Genomic DNA, 25740 nt, shown 5'->3' with positions numbered 1-25740 from the left:
TGACCGCGCGGGCGATGCCCGGCGGTGTAAATGCAGCGGGGTATGCGACGATGATCTTCCGTCAGCTCTTCGATTCCGTCTCGGGCACCTACTCCTATCTGCTTGCCAGCCGGCGCGGCGGCGAAGCGCTGATCATCGATCCCGTGCTGGAGAAGGTCGAGCGCTATCTACAACTGGTCAATGAGCTGGACCTGAGGCTGGTCAAGGCGGTCGACACGCATCTTCATGCCGACCACATCACCGGCCTCGGCGCGCTGCGCGACAAGACGCATTGCGTGACCGTGATGGGCGAGCAGACCAAGGCCGACGTGGTGTCGATGCGGCTTGCCGACGGCGACAAGCTCGGCATCGAGGGACTGGCGCTCGACGTCATCTACACACCCGGCCACACCGACGATTCCTACAGCTTCATCCTGCCGGACCGGGTCTTCACCGGCGACACGCTGCTTATCCGCGGCACCGGCCGCACCGACTTCCAGAACGGCGATCCGCGCCAGCAATATGAATCGATCTTCGGCCGCCTGCTCAAACTGCCCGACGAGACGATGATCTTCCCGGCACATGACTACAAGGGTGAGACCGTGTCGACGATCGGCGAGGAAAAGGCCTTCAATCCGCGCCTGCAGGTCAAGTCGGTCGACGAGTATGTGAACATCATGAACAATCTCAACCTGTCCAACCCGAAAATGATGGATGTGGCCGTGCCAGCCAACATGCGGGTCGGGCTGCACCAGGACGATATCGCCAGCCGCGGCTGGGCGGTGAGCGCGGAGCAGGCGCTGGCGATGATCGGGCGGCCCGACGTGGCGCTGATCGACCTGCGCGAGCAGACAGAACGCGAGCGGCACGGCGTTATTCCCGGCGCGATCCATCTGCCCTATGCGCGGCTGCAGGAAAACATCGCCGCCGGTGGCATGCTGCATGAACTGGCGAAGTCTACCAGCAAGCAGATCCTGTTCTATTGCGCCTTTGGCGAGCGCTCGGCGATGGCGGTGCAGGCAGCGCAGGATGTCGGTATCGCCAGTGCCCGCCACATCCAGGGCGGCATCGACGCCTGGCGCAAGGCCAGCGGGCCGCTGATGCATTAAAGCGCCTCGCGCTGAAGCGGATTCAGGCGACGCGCTTTTAAGCCTTTGTTTTCATGCATGTCGTTATCGCAAAACCGCTGCACACTTTTGCGCGACATGCATCAGGCCCGATTGGATTCAATTCAGCCCGATCAGCTTCGCGCCATTCCGAAAGAGAGCCTCGCCATCCCGGTCGAAACGGAATGTCGCGATGAAGTCGTCGGCGCGATAATTCGGAAAGGTGTTGCGGATCATGGCGGCGTGATTCCGCGCCTCGTCCCGCCGGCCGGCCAGCGCCAGGCAATGGGCGGCGATCGCCAGGATGATGACATGAGCGTTTGGCCTCGCGGCTGCCTTCAGCGCCCATTCCGCGGCCTCGTTGTATTCGCCGAGCCGCGCATGCGCCATGGCGCGGGCGCCCATCATGCCGAACAGCAGCGGATCGAAGGGGCTGAGATGACGCGAATGATCGGACGAACCGATCGCCGATTGCGGGTCGCCCGACTGCGAATGGACGAAGGACAGCGCATAGTGGCCGAGCGCGAAATTGGGACTGAGGTCGACGGCGCTCGCCAGCTCGAGCAATGAACCGTCCTGCTCGCCGCGCAGCCACAGCGCCCGCCCCATGGCCCAATGGGCGGAAGGGTTGCGGTCGTCGACCAAAAGGCTCCGGCCGGCGCTTTCGAAGGCAAGCGCGGTCTCGCGATCGCGCTCGCCCCAGCGCTGGAAGGCATTCTGCCAATGGGTGAAGGACATGCCGGCATAGGCGCGCGCGAAAGTGGGATCGAGCTTCAACGCCTCGCCGAAGAAATGCTGCGCCAGCTCGTTTTCCTGGCGGGTGAAGCGATACATGTGCCAGAGGCCACGATGATAGGCCTCCCAGGCATTGAGCGAGTTTGGCGCTTTCAGCAATGCGCGGTTGCGCTCCACCGTCGCGATCTCGGCGGCGATCGAGGAGACGATGCTGTTGCCGATATCCTCGATAACGATGAAGATGTCGTCGGGATTGTGCTCGAAGGTCTCGGCCCAGACGATTCTCGCCGTGCGCACCTCGACGAGCTCAATGGAAACGACGATACGGCCCGGCAGGCTGCGCACCGAGCCCGTCGTGACATAGTCGACATTCAGCCTGCGTCCGGCATCTTCCGGCGCGATATTCTTCTCGGCGAGCGCGAAGACCGAGCCGCGGGCGATGACGAAGAAATCGCGAAGCTTGGCAAGCCGCGTGATGATGTCATGCGTGAGGCCGTCGGCGAGCCCGCCGCGGAAGTCGCCAGCGCCGGCGCTCTCCGCAAACGGCATCACCGCAAGCGACGCCCGGCGTGTCGCAACAGGCTCGGATTCGATAGCGGCGACGGGCGGCTCCGAGACCGGGAAAGCCGGCCCGGAGCGGGCGCATGGCATTGAGCCGGCGTTCCGGGCTTTTATCTCCTGCCACGCCTCGCGCAATGGCGTGAAATCCAGCTCTTCCGAGTGGAACAGTTCCGCCGCCGTGGCAAGATGGTCCTCGCCGGCGCCGATCTGTCCGCGCCGGGCCAGATTTTCCAGCAGCGCCACATGCGCACGGCCATCGAAGGGTGCGAGCTCCAGCCATTTGTCGATATAGGCGCCGGCCTCGTCGGCTCCGGGCGGGACAAGACCGATGATGTGCTCCAGGACGGCGACATGGCACGCGCTGAAACGGCGGCGCTGCGCCGTCAGCCAACTGCCAAAATGCGGGCTGCGATCGAGCTCAAGACCGTCGAGAAAGTCGCCGGCGAAATGTTGCGAAAGCGCCTCTAACCGCATGAGATCGAGCGTCTCGACACCTTCGGCCACCGCCGCGGCGGCATCCAGCGCGTCCACGTGGACACCGTCGAGGCGAAGCGTCACCGTATCGCCATGGGTTTCGACCCGGCGCCGATCCGGGTCGTCAAGCGCGGCGCGCAGCTTGCTCAGGCACCAGCGCAGCTCGCCGCGCGGATCGTTGGGCACGTCCCAGAAAAGTTCGCAAAGGCGGCTGCGGCTGACAGGGTGGGGCGCCAGCGCCAGATAGGCAAGCAGAGCGCGCAGCTTGCGCGACGAGGGCAAGGTAACGGGCACTCCATCGCGTGCAATCGTCAGTTGCCCGAGCAGCCTTACGGACAGGCCAACGGGGCCGTTCAGGCTCGATCGGGTGGATTCCACGTATGTTTCCACGCTTTCTCCAACGCTGGCCAGTTGGTCCATAGTCTATCACCAAAGATGACAGGAGGCAGCCGGCAGCCCCATTCCGTGCCGGAACGCCGCCGTTGCCGCTTTTGCGGCAGATCAAGCAACCTATCGCGGCCAGGTGTCGAAACCGCGCCGCCAAAGCTGCCGGTTTGTAACCGGCACGTGAGGACATCGAGGAGAAAGCCATGTTGCATCAATTGAAAATCAGAACCACGTCCGGGCGCGGCCGTTTGTTCGACAGCATTCTCGATACGGTCGGCGACACGCCGGTCATCCGCATCAACAATCTCGGTCCGGGTCACGCGACGATCTATGTGAAGGCCGAGTTCTTCAACCCGGCGGCCTCGGTGAAGGACCGGCTGGCGCTCAACATCATCGAGGAAGGCGAGCGCAGCGGCAAGCTCAAGCCTGGCCAGACCGTGATCGAAGCGACGAGCGGCAACACCGGCATCGGCCTTGCCATGGTCTGCGCGCAGAAGGGCTATCCGCTGGTGGTGACGATGGCCGACAGCTTCTCCATCGAGCGCCGCAAGCTGATGCGCATGCTTGGCGCCAAGGTGGTGCTGACGCCGCGTGCCCAGAAGGGTTTCGGCATGTACAAGAAGGCGGTCGAGCTCGCCGAAGCCAATGGCTGGTTCCTGGCGCGCCAGTTCGAGACCGAGGCCAATGCTGCCATCCACGAGGCGACGACGGCGCGCGAGATCATCAATGATTTCGCCGGGTCGCGCCTCGACTATCTGGTCACCGGCTACGGCACCGGTGGCACGGTTGCCGGCGTCGGCCGCGTGCTGCGCCGAGAGCGGCCGGAGGTCAAGATCGTGCTGACCGAACCGGCGAATGCGCAGCTGATCGGCAGCGGCAAGCGCCAAGAGCGCGGTGCCGGCGGCGCGCCGGCCGCCAGCCATCCGGCCTTCGAACCGCATCCGATCCAGGGCTGGACGCCGGACTTCATTCCCAATGTGCTGCAGGAGGCGATCGACCAGCGCTACTATGACGAGGTGGTGCCGATCTCCGGTCCCGAAGGCATCAAATGGGCGAAGGCGCTAGCGCAGCAGGAAGGCATTTTCACCGGCATCTCCGGAGGCGCCACGTTTGCGGTGGCGCGGCAGATCGCGGGCACCGCGCCGGCCGGGTCGGTGATCCTGTGCATGCTGCCCGACACAGGCGAGCGTTACATGTCGACGCCGCTTTTCGACGGCATCGAGGCCGACATGGACGCCGAGGAAACGGCGCTGTCGCGCTCGACGCCGAGCTGTCAATTCGAAGCCTGACAACGCCGACCGCGACGCCGCCCCGCATGGCGGCGTCATTCTTTTACGCGCGGGTCGACCCGCGCCGGCGGGAGAGGCGAGATGGATACATTTCAGGAAGCGACGAACGCGGAAGAAACGCTCGATCCACCGGATTGGGCCGAGGTGGGAGCGCTGTCGCACCGGATCCTCGACGATGCCATCGCCTATCTCAAGGATGTCCGCGACCGGCCGGTCTGGCGCGGGATGCCGGCCGAGGTGCGGGCATTCTTCGGCGCACCCTTGCCGCGCTCGCCGGCGCCGGCGGCCGACGTCTATGACGACGTCGCCCGCAATTTGATGCCTTACCCGATGGGTAACGTCCATCCGCGTTTCTGGTCCTGGTACATGGGGTCCAGCAACTTCACCGGCGCGCTCGGCGACTTCCTGGCGGCGATCCAGGGTTCCAATCTCGGCGGCGGCAACCATGCCGCCGGACTGATGGACAGCCAGGTCGTCAACTGGATGAAGGAGATGGTCGGCTTCCCGACCTCGGCCAGCGGCACACTGGTCAGCGGCGGCTCGATGGCCAACATCATCGGCCTGACCGTGGCGCGCAACGTCAAGGCAGGCGTCGACGTGCGCGAACGTGGCGTCGGCGCCATCCCCAGGCCGCTGCGCTACTACGCTTCGGACCAGGTGCATTCCTGCCACCGTAAGGCCATGGAGCTGCTGGGCCTCGGCAACCGGGCGTTGCGGCGGATCCCGACCGACGCCGGGTTGCGCATCGATATCGCCGCGCTCAAGGCGGCAATCGCGGAGGACCGCGCGGCGGGATTCAAGCCGGCCTGCGTGATCGGCACCGCCGGCACCGTCAACACCGGCGCCGTCGACGACCTTCAGGCGCTGGCGAGCGTGGCGGGCGAAGAGGACCTCTGGTTCCATGTCGACGGGTGCATCGGCGCGCTGATCGCGGTCGCGCCCGAGAGCCGATCGCTGGTCGCAGGCATCGAGCGGGCGGATTCCATCGCGCTCGATCCGCACAAATGGCTGCACGCGCCGTTCGAAGCCGGCTGCGCGCTGGTGCGGGACGCATCCGCGCACCGCAACACATTTGCCGTCACGCCGGAATATCTGGAATCGACGCCGCGCGGCCTCGCGTCTGGAGAGTGGCTGCACGATTACGGCTTGCAGACATCGCGCGGCTTCCGGGCGCTCAAAATCTGGATGGCGCTGAAGGAGCATGGCGTCGAAAAGTTCGGCCGGCTGATCGACCAGAACATCGCCCAGGCCCGCTACCTCACCGGGTTGATCGAGGCGGAGCCGGCGCTGGAGCTGATGGCGCCGACCACCATCAACATCGTCTGCTTCCGCCATCGCCTGGATGGGGCATCCGAGGAACGGCTCAAGGTGTTCAACACCGAGATCATGCTGAGACTCCAGGAGGAGGGCACCGCGGCCTTATCCGATACCACGGTGCAGGGCCGGCATTGCCTGAGGGTGGCGATCGCCAATCACCGCACCCGCCGCAGCGATCTCGACCTGCTGGTGGCGGAGATGCTCCGGCTGGGACGGGAAGTCGAGGCCGCGACACCGGCCTGAGGCACGCTCGGGAACCCGTCTCAGCTTACCGTCAGCGGCGCGCCGGGCAGATAAAGCGCGATCGGTCGGATCTCGTAGACGGCGCTTGGGTTGACGCGCTTGAGATCGCGCGCGGCGGCGATCGCCTCGTCAAGGCTCGCGCAGTTAAGCACATAGAGGCCCAGCAACTGCTCCTTGGTCTCGGCGAACGGGCCATCGATCACCATGGCGTCGGCCGGGCCGCGCAAAGTTACCGCCCCCGCCGTCGGGCCAAGCCTTGCCGCAGGCCCAAGCTTGCCGTCGCGAGTCAGCTTGTCGTTGACCTCCAGCAGGTCCTTCATCAGCGCCGCGTCCTCGTCGGGCGTCCAGGACTGCACAGTGTCTTCCACGTGATAGGCGAGGACGGCGTAGAACATGGGCGTGTCTTCCCTCGTGATCAGGCCGACCACACTATCACAAGGATGGTTCGACTGATCCAGAGGCGCGGACGGCGGACCGACGCCGCTCCTGACTCAAGCTGCCACCGGCAGCCGCAGCTCCGTCAGCAGGCCGCCGCCGGGGTAGTTGGAAAGATCGACCTCGCCGCCGGCGCCGCGGGCGATGTTGCGGGCGATGGTGAGGCCGAGGCCGAGGCCGCCGGTGGTGCGGTTGCGCGATTCCTCCAGCCGCACGAAGGAGCCGAACACCGCGCCCAACTTCTCCTGCGGGATGCCTGGGCCTTCGTCGCGGATCGAAAGCGTGATCGTGTCGCCCGATCGCCGCACGCCGAGATGCGCCTTCTTGCCGTAGGTCACCGCGTTCTGGATGAGATTGGTGATGCAGCGCCGCAGCGCCACCGGCCGCGCGATGCAGATCAGGCCGCGCGACGGGACCACGTCTTCGTCGAAGGATGCGCCGTCGAAGGAGTCCGCGACCGATTCCACCAGCGACCAGAAATCGATCCGCTCGGCCTTTTCCTCGGTCACCTCGAATTTGGCGAAGTCGATGACCGAGCTCGCAATGCTTTCGATGTCGGCAAGGTCGTGCGCCAGCGCCTCGCGCGTGGGCGACCTGCGCAACAGTTCGAGGCGCAGGCGCATCCGGGTCAGCGGCGTGCGCAGATCATGCGCCAGCGCCGCCGCGAGGTGCTCGCGGTCTTCGACATAATCGCGCAGGCGCATCTGCATGGCGTTGATCGCCTTTGCGGCGGCGCGGATCTCGCGGCTGCCGCTTTCGGCGATCGGCGGGCTTTTCAGGTCGTTGCCAATGCGGGTCACCGCCGTTTCCATCATCCGGTATGGCGCGGTCAGCCGGCGCAGCGACCATATCGACATGACCACGATCAAACCGGCGATCAGCGAATAGAGCGGCAGGCTGTCGAGGCTGAGAATCGGTCCCGCCGGCGTGATCGGCTCGGTGAAATTCAGCCACTGGCCGTCGGAAAAGCGCAGCGAGGCGGTCAGCTTGTCGCTTTGCGCGAAATCCGCGGCCAGGACCAGCAGGTCGCGCTCGACCTGGCCAACATCCTTGTTCTCCGCCCGGCCGTCCGGGACATCGGCCTCCTGGGTGGCCGGATCGCGTCGCACGCGCGCATCGGTGATGCCGAACTTCGACAGGCGGCCGACCAGGATGTCCTCCAACTCGGCAAGCTGGTCGTCGCCGGCGATCGAAGAGGTGACGGCGGGCGTGTCCGAAACCGTCAGCGCATAGGTCGAGTTGAACAGGCCGGACGCGGTCGCCTTGCGCTCTTCGGGCGTGGCGTCATGCATCAGCTGCACCAGCGAATAGGCGCGGTCGTTCAGCCGGTAGAGATCGACGACGCCGTTGGCGGCGGCTCGGTCGCGCGCGACGATGTAGAGCGTCGTCACCTGGCTGAGCATGAGGCCGGCAATGACGATGAGCAGCACCCAGACTGGCAGGGTCTGCGGCAGGAAGCGTCTCATTCGGACGTCGTCTCGGGCAGGAACTGATAGCCGCCGCTGCGCACGGTCAGGATCAGTTTCGGCGTCTTCGGATCGTCTTCCATCTTGCGGCGCAGGCGGCTCACCAGAATGTCGACGCTGCGGTCGAAGCTGTAGCCGGTGTCGCCGCCGGAGAGCTCGATCAGCTGTTCGCGGGTAAGCACGCGCTGCGCGCTCTTGACGAAGGTCTGCAGCAGGTTGAACTCCGCCATCGTCAGTTCCACCCGGACGTCGTCGGGCGCCGTCAGTCGGCGCCTCGCGCAATCCATGGTCCAGCCGGCAAAGCGGTAAATCTGCTTGGCCGTGGGGCGACGCGGCTCGGCGCTGCCGTTGCGTCTCAGCACGGCGCGGATGCGGGCCAAAAGCTCGCGCGGGTCGAAGGGCTTTGGCACGTAGTCGTCGGCGCCCATTTCAAGGCCCACAACGCGGTCGGTCGTTTCGGTGACCGCGGTCAGCATGATGATCGGCGTGGTGTAGTTGGCGCGGATCTCGCGGCAAAGCTCAAGCCCGCTTTTGCCGGGCAGCATCACGTCGAGAACGATCAGGTCTACCGGCGTGCGGCGCAGGACCGCTTCCATTTCGATGCCGTCGGCAGCCACCGTCGTGTGCAGCCCGCGCTTCTGGAAGAACTCCTGCAGCAGGTCGCGTATGCCCTTGTCGTCGTCGACGATCAGTATGTGTGCGTCCGATTTCACTCGAAACCTATGATTCTGTTGGCCGTGCATCCTTCGCCGGTCTCTCACACGATAGAATTCGGGCCACATCTTGGCCAGTGGCCTCGATCGTAGCGCCGGCCGGATTCCCCAGAAACAATCCAGAAACAAAATTCTACAGTCGGGAAAAACTGGTGAAAAATTTCAAGAGCATAACCGGTGCCGTGGCGGTCAGGTCATCGGCTGCGACGCAAGTTTCCGGAGTAACGGACAAGACCAATGCAGAGGTTCTGGATCAGCGTGACGGGTGCTTTGCTCAGCATATCGCTCATCACAGCAGCGGCCGGCGCCTCCACCGCTAAGGTCGCGCCGCTCACCCGGACCGAGCGTTGCACCAATCTGAGCCGTCAGGTTGACGAAGCCCTCGAAACCCATGCCGCGGCAACGCAGGTCACCGCGGCGAAAGCACTGCAAAGAAAGGGAAACCGGTTCTGCGCCAACAAGAAACAGGCGCAGGGAATCCGGATGCTCGCAAACGCTTTGAAGCTGCTTGGAGTGACACCGATCGATCCTGCTCAGTGACGCTCATCCAGACCTGCAAGAAAAAGGAAATGAAGCCATGAAGAAGTCCATCCTCTCCGCCCTCGGCCTCGGTGTTGCTCTCGCTTTCGCGATGCCGGCTCTCGGTAACGCCGCCGCCACGACGACCGCCGCCCCGGCTGCCTCGACCGCGACCACCACGGCTGCTCCGGCCGACAGCACCGCTGCGAAGCCGATGAAGAAAGTCGCTGCCAAGAAGGCCTGCAAGGTGACCAAGACGCACAAGTGCCCGGTCAAGAAGGCCAAGAAGGCTCCGGCGAAGAAGTCTTAATCCAGGCTTTCAGTCCTGATCCTTCAAGACCGCTCCGGCCGATTCCGGCTGGAGCGGTCTTCCGGCGACCGAAGGCTGGCATCGGCAGATTTCGCCGCGCCGCTTCCGATCCTTAACCCGATCGCAATGCCGGTGCTGTAGGACAATCCGCATGAGGAAGCGGTTTTCGTCCCTGATGCGCTCGCTGACGCTCGGCGGCCTGATCGCCACCGGGGCGGCACGATCGTTGATCATCTTTACCGCAAGCCCCGTGCCGGATCCCGCCAGCGGCAGGACCGAACCCGAGCTTTTCGCTCCACTGATCTCCTCGAGCTTCGACTACATCACCCCGGCACAGTCCTGGATGCTGCTCGTGCTGACCGGCATAACGCTGATCGGCCTGGCCGGCTGGATATTCTTTGCCTTCATGGAGCGCGGCTCGGGCATGGATGGCGACGTCGGTTCAGGCAGATCGGGCACCCCGTTGCGCCGTCCGGTCGGACGCCAGGACCGTTGACCCATCGGCGGCGCTTCCCCACATAATATCGAACGTCCAATCCGTCGCTATCCACGCGGAGGGTTGGACGGGTGTTTTTCAGCGTGACAAAATGAGAGCGAGAACTCAGTTCCTCGCCGCCGGATCCGATGCCAGAAACCGTCATCAAGCCCCGCGTCAAGCCGCAGCCGAAGACCGAGCGGCCCAAACTCTACAAGGTCATCCTCGTCAATGACGATTTCACGCCGCGCGAGTTCGTGGTGACAGTGCTCAAGGGCGAGTTCAAACTCAGCGAGGACCAGGCGCACCGCGTCATGATGACCGCGCATACGCGCGGTGTCTGCGTCGTCGCGGTGTTCACCAAGGATATCGCCGAGACCAAGGCGACGCGGGCGACCGACGCCGGAAAGGCCAAGGGCTATCCGCTGCTGTTCACGACCGAGCCCGAAGAGTAGGGCGGAGGAGTTTTCCCTTCTCCCGCAAGGGGAGAAGGAAGAAAGTGGTGTCACCGCCCTTCGCGATACCACATCGAGCCGATGGCGAGCAGCAGCAGGCCGAGGCCGAGGAAGCCGCCGAACAGAGGCACGCGCGACACGGCCTTGAGCGTGCTGTCGTCGGTGGTGCGCAGGCCGATCCAGTCGTCGCCCGAAGCGGCCGCGGAAGAGCGGACAGGGATGATCGACGGCAGCGTCACGCCGCCGGCGAGATTGCCGAGCGTCGACGACGGAGCCAGCCGCCGGACGCTGCCGCCGGTCGCCTCGGCAGGCGCCTTCAGCCTGTCCTCGGTCGAGATCACGTCGGAAAATTCCGGCGCGTTGATCGGGCCGACATGGGCAAGCGCGGTAAGGTCGCCATTGCCGATCTGGTAGAGGCCGATCTCGCCGGTCTGCAGGCTGCCGGTGAAGATGCCGGGCTCGGCTTTCTCGAGCTTGACCGTCACCGCCTTGCCGGACGGCGTGATGACCTGGGCGGGACCCGGGTCGTCGCTCATCGTCTGGCGGCGGATTTCAAGCATCATGCCGCGGCCGTCGGCGGTCAGCCGCTCCTCTTCCAGTTCCGGCTCCTTCATCAGCCAGTGGGCGATGCGGCGATAAAGCTGGACATGCGGTCCACCGCCCTCGAAGCCGCGCGCCCACAACCAGCCCTGGTCGGAGAGCAGCATGCCGACACGGCCTTCGCCCTTGCGGTCGAGCAGGAGCAGGGGCCGGTTGTCGGCGCCCTTCATCACCACTTCGCCTTCCGGATTCTTGACGCCGATGGTGCGGAACCAGCGGCTCCAATGCGGCGGCTCGCTCGCCGAGCCGTCGAGCCCGCGCGTCACCGGATGGCGCTGGCCGAGATCGGTCAGGCGCGGATAGAAGGCCTTGTCCACCACCTCGCCGGTCGGCATGGCCGGCAGCGCGGCGTTCAGCGGCGTGCGGGCAATGGAGTTTTCGCCGGCATATTCGGGGCCGGCGGCAATCAGCAGCGCGCCGCCCTTTTCGACATATTCGGAGATGTAATCGTAATACAGGATCGGCAGCACGTCGCGGTGCTGGTAGCGGTCGAAGATGATCAGGTCGAAATCCTTGATCTTCTCGACGAACAGCTCGCGCGTCGGGAAGGCGATCAGCGACAGCTCGTTGATCGGCGTGCCGTCCTGCTTTTCCGGCGGGCGCAGAATGGTGAAGTGGACGAGATCGACCGATGCGTCCGACTTCAAAAGGTTGCGCCAGGTGCGCTCGCCGGCATGCGGCTCGCCGGAAACCAAGAGCACGCGCAGGTTCTCGCGGATGCCGTCGACCAAAGCGATCGCCCGGTTGTTGGCGTCGGTCAGTTCGCCGGGCTCCCGGTCGATGCCGAGCTGGACGATGTTGCGGCCGGCATTGGGTATGGTGACCGAGAGCTTCATCGGCTGGCCGACGGTCGCGTGCTCGACCGAGACCTGCTCGCCATTGACCGAGACGCGCACGTCCACCGGAGCGCCATCGCCTTCTGTCGAAATGACGCGGTAGGTCATGTCGAGCGGCTTGCCCACGAGGCCGAAGCGCGGCGCGTTCTCGAAGCGGATGCGGCGGTCCTTCTCGTGCTCGTTGCCGGTGATCAGCGCATGCAGCGGCGCGTTGAACTCCGGTGCGCCGGCCGGCGCATCATGCACCTCGCCATCGGTGATCATGATCGCGCCGCCGATGCGCGACGGCGGCACGTCGCGGAAAGTGCCCTCCAGCGCGCTGAACAGCCTGGTTTCGGTGCGCTCGTCAGCGGCTTCGGACTTGCCGGCCTCGACGACACGGACATCGAACTGCTTGAAGCGGGCAAGACGCTGCTGCAACCCGGCCAGCGCCTCGTCGGTCTGCTTGGCGCGGTCGCCAATGTCCTGGCTCTGGCTGCGATCGACGATGAGAGCGACGACGCTCTTCAGCGCCTCGCGTTCCTCGGCGAGGAACACCGGGTTGAGCAATGCCGCGGCAAGCGCGAGCAACGCGATGAAGCGCAGCGCCGAGCCGCGTTGGCGGAACCACAGGCCGACCAGCGCCAGCAGCAGCAACGGCACGAAGAGAAGGCCAAACAGCGGCCAGGAAACCAGCGGTTCGAAGGAGATCGACCAGTTCATGACCTACTGCCCCAGCCGTTCGAGCAGCACGGGCACATGCACCTGATCGGATTTATAATTGCCGGTCAGCATGTACATCATGATGTTGACGCCGGCACGCAGCGCATAGACGCGCTGCATCGGATCCGGCGGCACGGTCGGCAGCATCGGATCGCCGTTCTCGTCGATGGCCCAGGCGCCGGCGAAATCATTGGCGGTGATCATGATCGGCGAGACGCCGTCGCCGGTCCGCACCGGGCGGTTCTCGGTGTTGCTGGCCTCGAGCGAGGCCTCGACCCAGAGCGGGCTGCCATTGAAGCGGCCGGGGAACTCCGGAAGGATGAAGAAGGATTTGGTCAGCACGTGGTCCGACGGCACCGGCTCCAGCGGCGGCACGTTGAGATTGCCGAGGATGTCGCGCAGCCGCTCGGTCGCTGGGCTTGCCGAGCCGGCGCCGATGCCATTCGAGAACTGGTCGCGCGTATCGAACAGAACCGTACCGCCCTGCTGCATATAGGCGTCGATGCGGGCGATCGCCGCCTGGCTGGGCATAGGCGCCGACGCGTCGATCGGCCAATAGATCAGCGGAAAGAAGGACAGCTCGTCCTTGGCGATGTCGACGCCCGCCGGCGGACCGGGCTCAAGCGCGGTCTTCTCGACGAGGAAGCGCGTGAGGCCTTCGAGGCCGGCGCGGCTGATCGAATCGACGCCGGGCTCGCCGGTGATCACATAGGCGATGCGGGTTTTCGAAATGTCGTCGATCGCCTGGGCGTCGCCTGGTTTCGAATCGTCGGCGCGGGCAACGTCGGCGTGGCCGAAGAGCCCACCGAGCACGACCAGAACGGCCGCGGCGGTTGCTACAGCTCTAGCGCGGCGCGGCCGGCGCGCCAGCAGCCCGCCCATCCAGAACACCGCCAAGGTGTCGAGCACCATCAACAGGAGCGCGATGGCGACGAGCGGCCCTTTGAGGTTTTCCGATTCGTCGAAGGCATAGGGGACGGTTGTCACCGGCAGCGAAACCTGCGGGCGCGCCAGCGGCGCGAATGTGCTCGAAGCGTTGAGCAAATTATGCGCGAACACACCGGTCTCCGAGCCGTAAAGGCCTGGCGGGTTTTCCAGCGTCACCGGCAGCGGACCGGCGCCGGGCACCAGCGGCCGGGCATCCGGCGAGGGCGGCGTCAGCGTGCCGTCGGCGCCGATCATACGGTAGGGCGCGAGCGACGCCGCGGCGGCTTCCGCATTGGCGATCGCGGCGCCCTGGTTGCGCGACAATTGCACGACGCGCCGCAGCATCTCGACGAAGCTGCCGGAGATCGGCAGGTTCGACCAGGTCGCCTCGGGCGTGACATGAAAGAGCACCAGCGTGCCTTTGTCCTTCTTCATGCCCGTCACCAGCGGCGTGCCGTCGGCAAGCGTGGCCCAAGTGCGCTCGACGATGTCGGGCGTCGGCTCGGCCAGAACCTGCCGGCTGACCGTCACCTCGGAGGGCGGTGAAAGATCGGCAAAAGGGCCGTTCTTCGGGAATTCGGTCACCGCCTGCGGCGTCGTCCACGACAGCGCGCCGCCCAGCGCGCGCTCGCCGCTGCGCAGCCGGACCGGCAAAAGGTCGTCGTCGTTGCCGGCCGCGGCAAGACGCGGGCCGGCAAAGCGCACCAGCGTGCCGCCCTTGTCGACCCAGTCGACCAGCCGCTGCTTGACCTGTTCCGGGATGGTGCCGACATCGGCCATGATGATCATCGCCGGCTTCTGGTCGAGAAGCTGCGGAATGGCGTCGGCGAGATCGGCGCTCGACGGCTCGACCAGATCGGCAAAGGGCTGCAGGGCGCGGCGGATATAGTAGAGCGGCGACAGAAGCGGCTGCGCCTGGTCGGCCTCGGCCTGCGACAGAAGGCCGACGCGCCGGCGTTTCGAACTCTCGTCGAGCACGCGCACGGCGCCGGCCTGGCGCTCGCCGTCGAGCGCGATCGAGGCGAAATCGTTGCGCAGTTCGAACGGGACCGCCATCGTGGCCGTGGTCGCGGCCTCGCCAGGCGCGAAGGTCAGCGTCGCATCGGCGATGCGGCGGCCCTTGTCGTCGAAGGCGCCTGCGGTGACCTGCGCCGGGGCCGGATCGCCCGGCGCGCGGATGGCGGTCAGCGCGAAGCCGTCGACCTGGTTGTCGGCGCCAATCAGGCCGGTCAGCGAAGGCCGGTCGGAAATGGCCCAAACCAGCCGTGTCGCGTTCTTTTCGAGCAGCGTCTTGAAAGCGGCCTCGTCGCCTTTGGCGGCAAGGCCATCCGCGAGCACGGCAACGCTGGCGCCGGGCAGGCGCTCCAACGCGGCGGCGACACGGGCGTAGACGGCGGGCCTGTCGGTGGGGATTGGCCGCGGCTTTGCCGCGCGCAGATGGTCGAGCGCGGCCGAGGCATCGAAGGGGCCGATCTCGGCATTGGGCTTCTCGGCGGTGAAGGCGATGACGACCGGCACGCCGTTCGAGCCGGCATCGGCGATCAGCCGTTCGGCGGTGGCCACGCGCTTGTTCCAGTCGGCGGCGCTTGCCCAGCCATTGTCGATGACAAGCGCCAGGGCCGCACCTTCCGCCGGCAGTTTTTCGCGCGGATTGAAGACCGGCTCGGCCAACGCCATCACGACGAGCGCCGCCATCAGCAGCCGAAGCAGCGTCAACCACCACGGGCTTTGCTGCGGGGTTTCCTCGCGCCTCAGGACCTGGGCGAGGATTTTCAATGGCGGGAACACTTCCGTTTGCGGCTTGGGCGGGGTGAGCCGCAGCAACCACCAGATCACCGGCAGCGCCAGAAGTCCCCACAGCACCATGGGCGCCCCGAAGGAAAGCGGCAGCCAGCTCATGCGACCGCCTTTCCGACATTATTGCTACCGTCGGCGGTCAGCGCCATGTGGATGCGCACCAGCGCCTCGGAGGCGAGGCGGTCGGTGTGGTTGACGGTATAGCTCCAGCCGAGACGTTTGCACCAGGCGGCCAATTCCTCGCGGCGGGCCCGGTAAAGCAGGCGGTATTCCTCGGCCAGCATCTCGGCGCGGCCGGCGGTCAGCTTGTCGCCGGTCTCGGGATCGGTGAATTCGGTGCGGCCGGCATAGGGGAAGGTTTCCTCGGCCGGATCGGCCACCTCGATCAGATGCGCGCGCACGCCGTGGCGCGCCAGCACGTCGAGCCAGGCCATGGTTTCCTCGACCGGATCGAGGAAATCGCTGACAAGCACGATGTCGCAGAAACGGCGGATGGCCGACAGATCGGGCTTGGCGGGAAGCGCGGCGGCGTGGCTCAGCTGGGCGGCGATGCGCTCGGCGCCGTTGCGGGCTGTGAACGGGTCCGTCAGGCCCGGCCAGGCGATGCGCTCGCCGCTGCGCGACAAGAGCTCGGCCAAGGCGAGCGCCAGCACCAGCGCGCGCGATTCCTTGGAAACGCCGACGCCGGCCGATTTGTAGAGCATGGAAGGCGATGGGTCGGCCCAGAGCCAGACGGTGTGCGCGGCCTCCCATTCGCGATCGCGCACATAGGTGTGGTCGTCCCTGGCGGAGCGGCGCCAGTCGATGCGCGAGGAATCGCCTTCGACATAGGGCCGGAACTGCCAGAAATTCTCGCCGATGCCGCGCTTGCGGCGGCCGTGCCAGCCGGCGATCACCGTGTTGACGATACGGCGCGCCTCGACCAGCAGGTCGGGCACCAATGAAGCCCGCAACCGGCCACGGGCGAGCGCATCGCGCGCCGCAACCGGTGCCTGGACCTCGCCTATTCGACCCATCAGATGCCTTTTGCCAGCTTCGCCACCACGTCGCGCACGGAGGTGCCTTCGGCGCGGGCGGCGAAAGTCAGCGCCATGCGATGCTGCAGCACCGGTTCGGCCAAGGCGCGGACGTCGTCGACCGAAGGTGCCAACCTGCCATCATATAGGGCGCGCGCGCGGGCGCACAGGGTCAGCGCCTGGCTGGCGCGGGGCCCTGGCCCCCAGGCGACGTGCTTGTCCGTCTCGGCATTGCCCTGGCCGGGCCGGGCCGAGCGCACCAGCTTGAGGATCGCCTCGACGACGCTTTCCGGCACCGGCATGCGACGGATCAGCGTCTGGATTTCCCTCAGTCTGGCCGGCTGCAGCACGTTGTCGGCCTTGGCTTCGTCGACGCCGGTGGTTTCGAGCAGGATGCGGCGCTCCGCCTCGATCTCCGGATAGAGGATGTCGACTTGCATCAGGAAGCGGTCGAGCTGGGCTTCCGGCAGCGGGTAGGTGCCTTCCTGTTCAAGCGGGTTCTGCGTCGCAAGCACGTGGAAGGGCGCGGGCAGGTCGTGGCGGGCGCCGGCGATGGTGACGTGATATTCCTGCATCGCCTGCAGCAGCGCCGATTGCGTGCGCGGCGAGGCGCGGTTGATCTCGTCGGCCATCAGCAATTGCGTGAAGATCGGTCCGGAAATGAAGCGGAAGGAGCGCTTGCCGAACTCGTCCTGCTCCATCACCTCGGAACCGAGGATGTCCGACGGCATCAGGTCGGGCGTGAACTGGACGCGGCGCGAATCGAGGCCGAGCACGATGCCCAGCGTTTCGACCAGCTTGGTCTTGGCGAGGCCGGGCACGCCGACCAGCAGAGCATGGCCGCCCGCCAGCAGCGCCACCAGCGTGCGCTCGACGACCGCCTCCTGGCCGAAGATCACCCGGCCGACCGCGTCGCGGACCCTGGAGATGTCGGCCAGCGCCTTTTCGGCTTCCTCGATCATCGCTTTTTCGCTGATCGGGCTTTCCTTGATCATCACGCTCATGCCGTTCGATCCTTGTGGTTGGAAATACCGGCCTGCACTCTCAATGCTGCAGAATGCCGCGATTCGGCCTCGCCTGGCGCCTGTATTCGAACTTAAATCACAGACTTGGACGGACAAGGCTGACAATCGGGACAACAGTGACTATTTCGTGACCATGGCCGAACGCAGCGAACATCGTGAACAAACACCGGGCGAACGGAGCCCGGGCGAGCAGAGCCTGACCGGCGCCACCGAGGCGCGCGGCCTGGAGGCGCTGATCTCGCGCGCGGCGCGGGCCGGCAAGGGGCCGGCGCCGGTCGAGCGCTGGAATCCGGAATTCTGCGACGACCTCGACATGGAGATCAAGGCCGACGGGACCTGGTTCTATCTCGGCACGCCGATCGGCCGCATGCCGCTGGTGCAGCTCTTTTCCAGCGTGCTGCGCAAGGATGCCGACGGAAAGACCTACCTTGTGACGCCGGTCGAACGGGTCGGGATCCGTGTCGTCGACGCCCCCTTCATCGCTGTCGAAATGAACGTGTCCGGAAGTGGGAACGACCAGGTCATCACCTTCCGCACCAATGTCGGCGACGTCGTCGCCGCCGGCCCCGGCCATCCGCTGCGCTTCGTCGACGAAGACGAAACCGGCGGACTGAAGCCCTATGTGCTGGTGCGCGGACGGCTGGAGGCGCTGGTGGCGCGGCCGGTGATGTATGAGCTGGTCGAGCATGGCGAGGAGATCGACATCGGCGGCAGGGCGATGTTCGCCGTCCGCTCGGGCGGCGAGGTCTATCCGCTCATGCCGGCCGAGAAACTGAAGCGGCTGAGCGCGTGATGGACCAGGTGACGCCGGCGCCGTTTTCGATCGCTGACTTTCGTGCCCGCGTCGCGGCGCAGGCGGCGATCGTCCCTGGCGACGATTTCGGCGACCATCGCTTCAATCCCGGCCATCCCCGGCTCAAACATGTCAAGCCGCTGCGCGACGCGGCGGTGCTGATTCCGGTGATCGACCGTGCCAAGGGCGCCATGGTGCTGCTCACCAAGCGCGCCGAGAAGCTGCGCAGCCATTCAGGCCAGGTGGCTTTCCCAGGCGGCACGATCGATCCGACCGATCCCGGCCCCGAGGCCACGGCGCTGCGCGAGACCTTCGAGGAGATCGGCCTCGATCGGGATTTCATCGAGATCATCGGCCGCATGCCCGACTACGTCTCCGGCAGCGGCTACCGCATCGTGCCGGTGCTTGCCATCGTGCGGCCGGGTTTTTCGCTGACGCTCAATGCCGACGAGGTCGATGCGGCCTTCGAGGTGCCCCTGAGTTTCCTGATGGACCCCGCCAACCACGCGCGCGACAGCCGTTTCTGGAACGACCTCGAATGGTTCTTCTACGATATGCCCTATGGCGGCCAGCGCATCTGGGGCGTCACCGCCGGCATCGTCCGCACGCTCTATGAAAGGCTCTATGCGTGAGCGCTGAGGTGTCTCTCTCGGGCAAGGCCGATTGGCTCGCCGAAAAGCATCTGCAGAAGCTGCTTGCGGTGCTGAAGGAGGGCGGCGAGGAAGCGCGTATCGCCGGCGGCGCGGTGCGCAACACGCTGATCGGCCAACGGGTCGCCGACGTCGACATCGCCACGACCACGGTGCCCGAGGAAACGATCAGACGCGCCAAGGCCGTCGGCTTCAAGACGGTGCCGACAGGCATCGATCATGGCACGGTCACAGTGGTCGCGGGCGGCAAGCCCTATGAGGTGACGACGCTGCGCGCCGATATCGAGACCGACGGGCGGCGGGCAAAAGTGATTTTCGGACGTGACTGGAAAGCCGACGCCGAGCGGCGCGACTTCACCATCAACGCCCTCTATGCCGAAGCGGACGGCACGGTCGTCGACCTGGTCGGCGGCATCGCCGACATCGAAGCGCGGCGGCTGCGTTTCATCGGCGACGCGGAGGCGCGCATCCGCGAGGATTATCTGCGCATTCTGCGCTTTTTCCGCTTCTTTGCCTGGTATGGCGAAGGACGGCCGGACGCGGAAGGGCTGAAGGCCTGCGCCAGGCTGAAGGATGGGCTTGCGCGGCTTTCGGCCGAACGGGTCTGGTCCGAACTGAAGAAGCTCTTGTCGGCTCCGGATCCCTCGCGCGCGCTCTTGTGGATGCGCCAGGCTGGCGTGCTCACCGCCGTGCTGCCGGAAAGCGAGAAATGGGGCATCGACGCCATCCATGGCCTGGTCAAGGCTGGAGAGGATCTCGGCTGGATCGCCGATCCGGTGTTGAGGCTGGAGGCGATCGTCCCGCCCGATGCCGTGCGTATGAAGACGCTTGGCGAGAGGCTGCGACTTTCGAACGAGGATGCCGATCGCCTGCGGCATTGGGCGCTGACCGTTGCGCCGGATGCCAAGGCGACCGAGACCGAACTGGCCAAGAAACTCTATTACGGCGATCGCGACGGCTATCTCGACCGTATTCGACTGGCGCTTGCCGCCGCTCGGACGCGTGCCGTCGAGGACAATCAGGCGATGATGGAAGCCGGCGGTTTTTCACGCCTGCTCAATTTCACGCTCAAGTGGGAAAAGCCGGTGTTCCCGATCAAAGGCGCCGACCTGACCGAGCTTGGCGCGTCGCCGGGGCCCAAGCTCGGCGCCACGCTGAAGAACCTCGAGAAGGAATGGATGGAGTCAGGCTTCACCCTGGAACGCGGCGCGCTGATGGAACGCGCCGCGCAGGCGCTGGAGACTTGAAACGTCGAAACCGCTCGCGGCTGTCAATGGATCGCAACAGGGGCGAGCGCGCGAGAAAGGCTTGCCTCGCCTTTGCCGTAGACGGAGGGGTCGTAATTGGCCAGCGTGTCGGTGCGGGCCGTGTTGAGCAGGTCGTTGGTGATCTGCACCGGCGTCGCCTTGGTGAACTTGCTGCCGATGATCGCGGCATAGCCGGAGATGATCGGCGCGGCGAAGGACGTTCCGTAGAGCCCGGTCTTGTCGCCCTCGACGCCGACCACCAGGAAGTGGCTCTGCACAGCCGTGTTGGAGCCGGCATAGTCGGAATACCAGGCGAGTTGGGCCTTGTTGGCTGTGGTGCCGTTCGTCGACAATGCGCCGACGAAGATCGCCGTCGGTTTGCCGATCAGGGCAAGGTCGAGATAGTCCTGCTGGCCACCGGTGACCCCGCCGACAGCGACCGAGTCATTGCCGGCCGCCTTCGAGACGATGGCCGAACCCTTGGTGGCGTAGGAGATGATCGAGGACTCCTCTGGAGCCCACCAGATCTGGTTCGTGCTGTAGCCCGCAGTTGTGTACATGCCGTAGCTCAGGTTAAGCACGTTGAGGCCGCGTGCCAGCGAAACGGCCGTGCCCGTCGAGAAATCCTTGGAGCGGATGGTCGCCGCGGGAGCAATCATGCTTGCCTCCTCGCGCGTCCATTCGCCGTGCCGCTGGGTCTGCACGCCGATCCCGAAATTGCCGGAAAAGCGCGAGGTGCTGCTGAAGTCGTCGACCATGGTGATGGTGACGCCCTTGCCCTTGTAGCCGGCGGCCCATGCCGCGCCGACGTCGGGGCTCATCCAGCTCTGTACGGCTTGCGTCGTCCGCGCGGCCGGGATCGTTGCGCTCACGCAGATCGACCCGCCGCCATGGCAGAGTGCAGCCATTTCGTCCGGGCTGAGAGCTTCCTGAGCCGATGCCATCGGCGCCGAAAGGATGGCGAGGGCAGCGGCGAGGCCGAACTTCAAGGACTTAACCGACATGTTCATTCTCCAGTCAGACAGAACCAGGACGGACGATCGTGAGTTTCGGGACAAGATGATTTCATCCGCAGCCCCTCCGATCAGAAAGTGAGACGGTAGTTCAGCCAGAGATGCATGCTCTCCGGCTTCGCGCTGACCAGATACTTCAGCGTTTCCTCGGGCGCCGTCTCGCCCGCCGCCAGCCGGCAGTTGACGCTGTAGGTTCCGAACTCGCCGTAGTCGGCCTCGCAGGGCTTTTCGGTCAGGTTGCCGCCGATGACCGAGGTGACCGACAGGGACAGGGTGCTGTTCGGATTGGGATGGACCTGAGTGAGAAAACCAAGCTTGAGGCTGGGCTCGATGCTGTATTTCTCGCCTTGTTCCCCAGTGCCAAATCCCCAGAGAAAGCCGGTATCGGGCGTGATCTGGGTAAGAAGATCGACATGCATGTCGACCCAGCTCGCGTGATACCAACGGCTGAAGGAGATCCAGCTTCCGCCCTGCAGCTCATAGCCGCCGTTGCCGAGGCCCCTGGCGCGGTCGCTGAGCGGAGAACCCTGATGGATATCGACGAGCGAGGTGGTCCATTCCTGCGCTGTCGCAGCGGACGCCAAGAGGAAGGCGCACGACAGGAGCACCGCCGTGCAGAGACCGCCTCGGATGTCGGATCGCTCGCGCATGCGCGACGCACCTCGCCCCACCATTCCGGACAGCGCCTTGATGGCGAAGGGCTTCTCGGGCAGCCGCCTCTGGCCGGATCATGCGCGGGAGAATCGCACGCAGACCGTTACCGCCAGGTTACCTAAGCTGTTACGAATATAAGAATTCGCTGGAATTAAGCATAAACAATGCCTTCGCCGGCGATCGGAGGATCGCCGACGAGGAGGGCGGACGCGGGCCGGAAGCAACGAACCGCCATCGCGCCTGTCGGCCGGTGACGTTTGGAAGCCTGCGATCTGGCCCGATCAGGCGGCGTCGCGAACTTTCTGGATGCGCGAGCGGATCGCCTCGATCATGGTCTCGCGAATAACGGTCTCGCCATGCGTCTCGCGCATATGCTCGACGGCGCGGCGCATGACCTCCGCTTCCTCGTCGGCGCGCGTGTGCCAGTCACAGCCGGGAACCAGCGATCCGCATTGGAATTCCTTCATGACTCTTCCTTTCCTAGCGCGGGTGGTTCGACCTTGGCCGGCCGGCCGCCCCTGATTTTTTTCTTGGCAGTCCGGGAGGGAAACGGCGGCGCGCCTCTTCCGGTTGCTCTGCCGGACTACCATAACACGTGTCGGACGGTTCGGTTGCATCGAAAGTCCCCAATCCCGGAATGGAAGGAAAGGCGGAGCACTATGCCCCGCCTTTCCCCGCTGCCTGAGAACTGGACCTTCAGAGCAAGGTCGTTACTTCATGATCTTGACGGCCTCGGCGATTTTGTTCTTGCCGCTCATGTCCCAGGACACGCGGACCTTCTCGCCGGCCTGAACGCCGGGATCCTTGAAGGCCTTGGACAGCTTGAATGTCGACCCATCGTCCAGAACAAGGCTCATGGCCGTTCCATCAAAGCTCTTGACGGTGCCGGTGGTGTGCTTCACCGCCGCGAACGCGGCGCCACCGGAGGCGAGAAAGGCGGCGGCTGCCGCCGTCACGATAAGCTTGCGCATGGCATGCTCTCCTGGAAACAAGGCGCCCGTTTGGTCAGGCACCCTCCTGGTCAGGGCCGTCAAGTCGCGTCGAGTCACGGCCGGCGGAGACAGGTGATCTCCGCTTCGACCGCCGGCGCTTCCCGACCCGACGACCCTAAATAGATCAATTTTTTCAAAAGGATATTAGACGAAAAAGATATCGCCCTTGCCACATTGCCCGCCAAGATTCAGCGAATGGGACAGCAATGCGGCCATGGCCTGGGCTCACCGGATCGTTACGGCCATTTTACCTCGGGCGGCAGGCTGGACAGGATCGAGGCGACATTGCCGCCGGTCTTCAGGCCGAAGATGGTGCCGCGATCGTGAAGCAAGTTGAATTCGACGTAGCGGCCGCGCCGGATCAGCTGTTCGTCGCGCTCGCCGTCGGTCCAGTCCTGGTTGAAGTTGCCCCGCACCAGATGGGCATAGACGACAAGGAAGGAGCGTCCGACATCCTGGACGAAATTGAGATCGGCATTCCAGCCGCCCCTGTCCTCGTCCGAATGCAGCCAGTCGAAGAAGATGCCGCCGATGCCGCGCGCCTCGTTGCGGTGCGGCAGGAAGAAGTACTCGTCGCACCAGGCTTTGAATTTGGGATAGTCGGCGACGGCGGCGTTCTTCTCGCAGGCGAACTGCATGGCGCGATGGAAGGCAATCGTGTCGGGATCGTCCTGGGTTCGGCGACGGTCGAGCACCGGCGTCAGATCGGCGCCGCCACCGAACCACTGGCGCGTGGTGACGACCATGCGCGTGTTCATGTGCACGGCCGGCACGTTGGGGTTCCAGGGGTGGGCGATCAACGAGATGCCGCTCGCCCAGAAACGCGGGTCTTCTTCGGCGCCGGGAATCTGTCTCCTGAACTCGGGCGAGAATTCGCCATGGACGGTCGAGGTGTGAACGCCGACCTTCTCGAAGACGCGACCGCGCATCATCGACATGGCGCCGCCGCCGCCACGCCCTTCGTCGCGCTCCCAGGGGGTCTTCTCGAAATGGCCGGGCGACCATGATGCTTGCGGGCCGGTGAGCTCCTGCTCGATCTGCTCGAAGGTGACGCAGATGCGCTCGCGCAAGGCCTCGAACCAGAGGCGGGCCTTCATCTTCTTCTGCTCGATATCGGCCGGCAGGCCCACCGGAAGATCAGGTCTTTCCAATTCGGTCTCCAGTCACAGGCTTCACTTGCCTGACAAATGACTCGTTTTTTCTGCGCGCGATCCCTAATCTCTTGAGGACAAGGGTCAAGTCCTGTCTGATCCAGGTGCAAAGGAGTTCCTTCGTGCGCACCCCGGCAAGACCGCCGCTGGATGGCTTGAAGAAGAGGCTGGAGCGCTCACGGGCTGAGCGCGAAAACCAGCCGCGCGACGGTTTCTTGCGCGAAACCTTCGTGCTGCCGCGCCCGGATGCGCGTCTCAAGGCCAAGGAGTGGTTCGAGCGTTTTCCGAAACAGGCCTACTGGACCGAGATCGAAAGCTGGTTCGAACGTCCAGGCGACGTGATCGAGTTCACCATGCGGCGGCTGCCGGCGGCTGATTAAGGTGCATTGATATTCAGGTGAGGCCGGCCTGCAAACGGCGGCTTCCTGCGCTTCCGGTGCTCACGTACTTTAAGTACGCTCCGCTCCGGTTCTCGGAAGTCACCTAGTTTGGTCGCTTCACGCCCGTCTTCGACTCCGGCTCGGCCTGACCTGAATCTCAATGCACCTTGGCGCCAGACCGTCAGCGCACCGCCAGCCGCCTCGCACCTGTTCCCTCCCGGGCCAGCCGGTCTTCCTTGTTCCTCAGCGGACATTTGTCGATCGACATGCAGCCGCAGCCGATGCAGTCGGTCAGGCCGTCGCGCAATTTCTTGAGCTGGGCGATCTTCTGGTCGAGATCGTCGCGCCAGGCTGTTGAAAGCAGGTTCCAGTCCTCGCGCGTCGGCGTGCGCTCTTCGGGCAGGGACTGGAACGCCTGGGCGATCCCGGCAAGCGAGATGCCGACTTCCTGGGCGACGCGGATGATCGCCACGCGCCGCAGCACGTCGCGGCCGTAGCGCCGCTGGTTGCCCGAAGTGCGATGGCTGCGGATCAGCCCGCGGGCCTCGTAGAAATGCAGCGCCGATACCGCCACGCCGCTGCGCACCGCCACCTGGCCGACCGTCAATTCCCTCACCGGAGCCATTCTCAAATTCCCGCTTGACCTCAAGTTAAGTTGAGCTTGTAGCGAAAGAGCGACGATATGGCAAATGCAGGAGAAGGCGATGTGCGCCTGGACGAAAATGACGGCGGAAGGGGTGGCGGTTCGGGAGAGCGAGGAAACCCGGCGCGTCCTAGCCGAGCTGGCGCAGCGCTTCGCCCGCGACCATGGCGACCGACAGCGCGACATTGATGCTGCGGGCGCCCGCCCGCATCGGAATGGTCAGTCGCGCGTCGGCCGCCTGGTGGACCTGATCCGGCACGCCGGCGGATTCGCGGCCGAACAGAAGGATGTCGCCGGCAACGAAAGCAAAGTCGGTGTAGGCGGCCGTGGCCTTGGTGGTGAGCAGCACCAGGCGGCGCGCGTTGGTCTTTCGCCACTCCTCGAAGGCGTGCCAATCGGCATGGCGGGAAAGCGCCGCCTTTTCGAGGTAGTCCATGCCGGCCCGTTTCAGCGCCCGGTCGGAGAGCGGGAAGCCGGCCGGCTCGATGATATCGACACCGATGTCGAGGCAGGCGGCGAAGCGCAGGATTGTCCCGGTGTTGCCGGCGATATCCGGCTGGTAGAGCGCGATGCGGAGACGATCGTTCATTTCCGCATCCTGCTAATAAGTGGCAGATCGGCCACAGGAACCTCCGGCTTTTGGCGATTTCTGGACTGGCGGGTGGCCATTTTCTGCGAAGTCGAGTATATGCCCACCATCGTCAACCCGAACCGAATGGAGGGGAACACATGATGACCATGCACATCCAGCTCCTCTCCGGGGCTCACGTATGCCCGCAGGCGGTTTCGGTACGACGATTCTTCTGACACTTTAAGTCCTCATCGCACCGATTCCCGCCGAACCCAGTTT

At 65.1% G+C, this 25740-nt stretch carries 26 protein-coding genes; 11 read left to right on the top strand and 15 right to left on the bottom strand.

The window, feature by feature from the left end; all coding sequences use genetic code 11:
* Window positions 1-50: 50 nt before the first annotated feature.
* A complete protein-coding gene (locus tag FJW07_RS21565) occupies window positions 51-1088 on the top strand; it encodes an MBL fold metallo-hydrolase (protein ID WP_140703965.1) in 1038 nt (345 codons plus the stop codon).
* A gap of 117 nt (window positions 1089-1205) precedes the next feature.
* On the opposite strand, the gene FJW07_RS21560 is transcribed toward FJW07_RS21565, so the two are convergent.
* Complete coding sequence (locus tag FJW07_RS21560) at window positions 1206-3275, bottom strand: transcriptional regulator (protein ID WP_246680837.1); 2070 nt, start codon at window positions 3273-3275, stop codon at window positions 1206-1208.
* A gap of 170 nt (window positions 3276-3445) precedes the next feature.
* Here FJW07_RS21560 and FJW07_RS21555 point away from each other — a divergent pair, with 170 nt between their 5' ends.
* Window positions 3446-4531 carry a pyridoxal-phosphate dependent enzyme gene (locus FJW07_RS21555; RefSeq protein ID WP_140653316.1) on the top strand — a complete coding sequence of 362 codons (1086 nt, stop codon included), beginning with the start codon at window positions 3446-3448 and terminating at the stop codon, window positions 4529-4531.
* A gap of 81 nt (window positions 4532-4612) precedes the next feature.
* Complete coding sequence (locus tag FJW07_RS21550) at window positions 4613-6091, top strand: aspartate aminotransferase family protein (RefSeq protein ID WP_140858706.1); 1479 nt, start codon at window positions 4613-4615, stop codon at window positions 6089-6091.
* 20 nt (window positions 6092-6111) lie between these two features.
* On the opposite strand, the gene FJW07_RS21545 is transcribed toward FJW07_RS21550, so the two are convergent.
* The 3 genes from FJW07_RS21545 to FJW07_RS21535 form a co-directional block, all read right to left on the bottom strand.
* Window positions 6112-6486: a YciI family protein gene (locus tag FJW07_RS21545; protein WP_140858705.1), complete on the bottom strand. Its 375-nt coding sequence runs from the start codon at window positions 6484-6486 to the stop codon at window positions 6112-6114.
* Between the two features lie 96 nt (window positions 6487-6582).
* Window positions 6583-7992, bottom strand: coding sequence for an ATP-binding protein (locus FJW07_RS21540; RefSeq protein ID WP_140858704.1), 1410 nt, complete (start codon window positions 7990-7992; stop codon window positions 6583-6585).
* The gene (locus FJW07_RS21535) at window positions 7989-8705 is read right to left on the bottom strand and encodes a response regulator transcription factor (protein WP_140645734.1); all 717 of its coding nucleotides are present in this window, start codon (window positions 8703-8705) and stop codon (window positions 7989-7991) included. Before FJW07_RS21535 ends, FJW07_RS21540 begins: the two co-directional genes overlap by 4 nt.
* Window positions 8706-8942: 237 nt before the next feature.
* Between FJW07_RS21535 and FJW07_RS21530 the strand changes: the two genes are divergently transcribed.
* The 4 genes from FJW07_RS21530 to clpS all read left to right on the top strand — a co-directional run bounded on the left by FJW07_RS21530 (window position 8943) and on the right by clpS (window position 10464).
* On the top strand, window positions 8943-9245 hold the full coding sequence (locus tag FJW07_RS21530; protein WP_140645735.1) for a hypothetical protein: 303 nt from the start codon (window positions 8943-8945) through the stop codon (window positions 9243-9245).
* Window positions 9246-9282: 37 nt separating this feature from the next.
* Window positions 9283-9534: a hypothetical protein gene (locus FJW07_RS21525; RefSeq protein ID WP_140645736.1), complete on the top strand. Its 252-nt coding sequence runs from the start codon at window positions 9283-9285 to the stop codon at window positions 9532-9534.
* Between the two features lie 151 nt (window positions 9535-9685).
* Complete coding sequence (locus FJW07_RS21520) at window positions 9686-10030, top strand: hypothetical protein (protein ID WP_140645737.1); 345 nt, start codon at window positions 9686-9688, stop codon at window positions 10028-10030.
* 128 nt (window positions 10031-10158) lie between these two features.
* Window positions 10159-10464 carry an ATP-dependent Clp protease adapter ClpS gene (gene clpS, locus FJW07_RS21515; RefSeq protein ID WP_140858703.1) on the top strand — a complete coding sequence of 102 codons (306 nt, stop codon included), beginning with the start codon at window positions 10159-10161 and terminating at the stop codon, window positions 10462-10464.
* 50 nt (window positions 10465-10514) lie between these two features.
* Here clpS and FJW07_RS21510 read toward each other — a convergent pair whose 3' ends face one another.
* Genes FJW07_RS21510 through FJW07_RS21495 form a run of 4 tightly spaced genes read right to left on the bottom strand, consistent with a single transcriptional unit; the run spans window position 10515 to window position 17346 of the window.
* Window positions 10515-12602, bottom strand: coding sequence for a hypothetical protein (locus FJW07_RS21510; protein WP_140858702.1), 2088 nt, complete (start codon window positions 12600-12602; stop codon window positions 10515-10517).
* Between the two features lie 3 nt (window positions 12603-12605).
* On the bottom strand, window positions 12606-15428 hold the full coding sequence (locus FJW07_RS21505; protein ID WP_140858701.1) for a DUF4159 domain-containing protein: 2823 nt from the start codon (window positions 15426-15428) through the stop codon (window positions 12606-12608).
* On the bottom strand, window positions 15425-16342 hold the full coding sequence (locus tag FJW07_RS21500) for a DUF58 domain-containing protein (RefSeq protein WP_140858700.1): 918 nt from the start codon (window positions 16340-16342) through the stop codon (window positions 15425-15427). Before FJW07_RS21500 ends, FJW07_RS21505 begins: the two co-directional genes overlap by 4 nt.
* Window positions 16342-17346: a MoxR family ATPase gene (locus FJW07_RS21495; protein WP_140645742.1), complete on the bottom strand. Its 1005-nt coding sequence runs from the start codon at window positions 17344-17346 to the stop codon at window positions 16342-16344. Before FJW07_RS21495 ends, FJW07_RS21500 begins: the two co-directional genes overlap by 1 nt.
* Before the next feature lie 154 nt (window positions 17347-17500).
* Between FJW07_RS21495 and FJW07_RS21490 the strand changes: the two genes are divergently transcribed.
* The 3 genes from FJW07_RS21490 to FJW07_RS21480 are packed head-to-tail and all read left to right on the top strand — an operon-like array spanning window position 17501 to window position 20057.
* On the top strand, window positions 17501-18160 hold the full coding sequence (locus tag FJW07_RS21490; RefSeq protein ID WP_140858750.1) for a DUF1285 domain-containing protein: 660 nt from the start codon (window positions 17501-17503) through the stop codon (window positions 18158-18160).
* The gene (locus FJW07_RS21485; RefSeq protein ID WP_140858699.1) at window positions 18160-18792 is read left to right on the top strand and encodes a CoA pyrophosphatase; all 633 of its coding nucleotides are present in this window, start codon (window positions 18160-18162) and stop codon (window positions 18790-18792) included. Before FJW07_RS21490 ends, FJW07_RS21485 begins: the two co-directional genes overlap by 1 nt.
* Entirely contained in the window at window positions 18789-20057 is a 1269-nt protein-coding gene (locus FJW07_RS21480; protein ID WP_140858698.1) for a CCA tRNA nucleotidyltransferase, read from the top strand. Before FJW07_RS21485 ends, FJW07_RS21480 begins: the two co-directional genes overlap by 4 nt.
* Window positions 20058-20080: 23 nt before the next feature.
* Here FJW07_RS21480 and FJW07_RS21475 read toward each other — a convergent pair whose 3' ends face one another.
* From FJW07_RS21475 to hemF, 5 genes are all read right to left on the bottom strand, one after another.
* Window positions 20081-21061 (bottom strand): S8/S53 family peptidase, encoded by a 981-nt coding sequence (locus tag FJW07_RS21475; protein WP_140858697.1) that lies wholly within the window; start codon window positions 21059-21061, stop codon window positions 20081-20083.
* An 80-nt stretch (window positions 21062-21141) separates the two neighbouring features.
* Window positions 21142-21720, bottom strand: a complete 579-nt coding sequence (locus FJW07_RS21470) for a hypothetical protein (protein ID WP_140858696.1) — start codon at window positions 21718-21720, stop codon at window positions 21142-21144.
* 285 nt (window positions 21721-22005) lie between these two features.
* Entirely contained in the window at window positions 22006-22191 is a 186-nt protein-coding gene (locus tag FJW07_RS21465; RefSeq protein ID WP_008877709.1) for a DUF1059 domain-containing protein, read from the bottom strand.
* Between the two features lie 243 nt (window positions 22192-22434).
* Complete coding sequence (locus tag FJW07_RS21460) at window positions 22435-22695, bottom strand: DUF1344 domain-containing protein (protein WP_140645747.1); 261 nt, start codon at window positions 22693-22695, stop codon at window positions 22435-22437.
* A 257-nt stretch (window positions 22696-22952) separates the two neighbouring features.
* Complete coding sequence (gene hemF / locus FJW07_RS21455) at window positions 22953-23867, bottom strand: oxygen-dependent coproporphyrinogen oxidase (protein WP_140858695.1); 915 nt, start codon at window positions 23865-23867, stop codon at window positions 22953-22955.
* Window positions 23868-23989: 122 nt separating this feature from the next.
* Here hemF and FJW07_RS21450 point away from each other — a divergent pair, with 122 nt between their 5' ends.
* Window positions 23990-24247 carry a hypothetical protein gene (locus FJW07_RS21450; RefSeq protein WP_140645749.1) on the top strand — a complete coding sequence of 86 codons (258 nt, stop codon included), beginning with the start codon at window positions 23990-23992 and terminating at the stop codon, window positions 24245-24247.
* A gap of 181 nt (window positions 24248-24428) precedes the next feature.
* Here FJW07_RS21450 and soxR read toward each other — a convergent pair whose 3' ends face one another.
* Together soxR and FJW07_RS21440 are read right to left on the bottom strand one after the other, a co-directional pair.
* Complete coding sequence (soxR, locus tag FJW07_RS21445; protein ID WP_140858694.1) at window positions 24429-24872, bottom strand: redox-sensitive transcriptional activator SoxR; 444 nt, start codon at window positions 24870-24872, stop codon at window positions 24429-24431.
* Between the two features lie 148 nt (window positions 24873-25020).
* On the bottom strand, window positions 25021-25479 hold the full coding sequence (locus tag FJW07_RS21440; protein WP_140858693.1) for a tRNA (cytidine(34)-2'-O)-methyltransferase: 459 nt from the start codon (window positions 25477-25479) through the stop codon (window positions 25021-25023).
* Window positions 25480-25740: the final 261 nt, after the last annotated feature.

It is taken from the genome of Mesorhizobium sp. B3-1-9, from assembly GCF_006439595.1.
In the GTDB taxonomy this organism is placed as follows: Bacteria; Pseudomonadota; Alphaproteobacteria; order Rhizobiales; family Rhizobiaceae; genus Mesorhizobium.
Note: the sequence above shows the minus strand (reverse complement) of the source record. Positions and strands in the feature narration are given on the sequence as shown.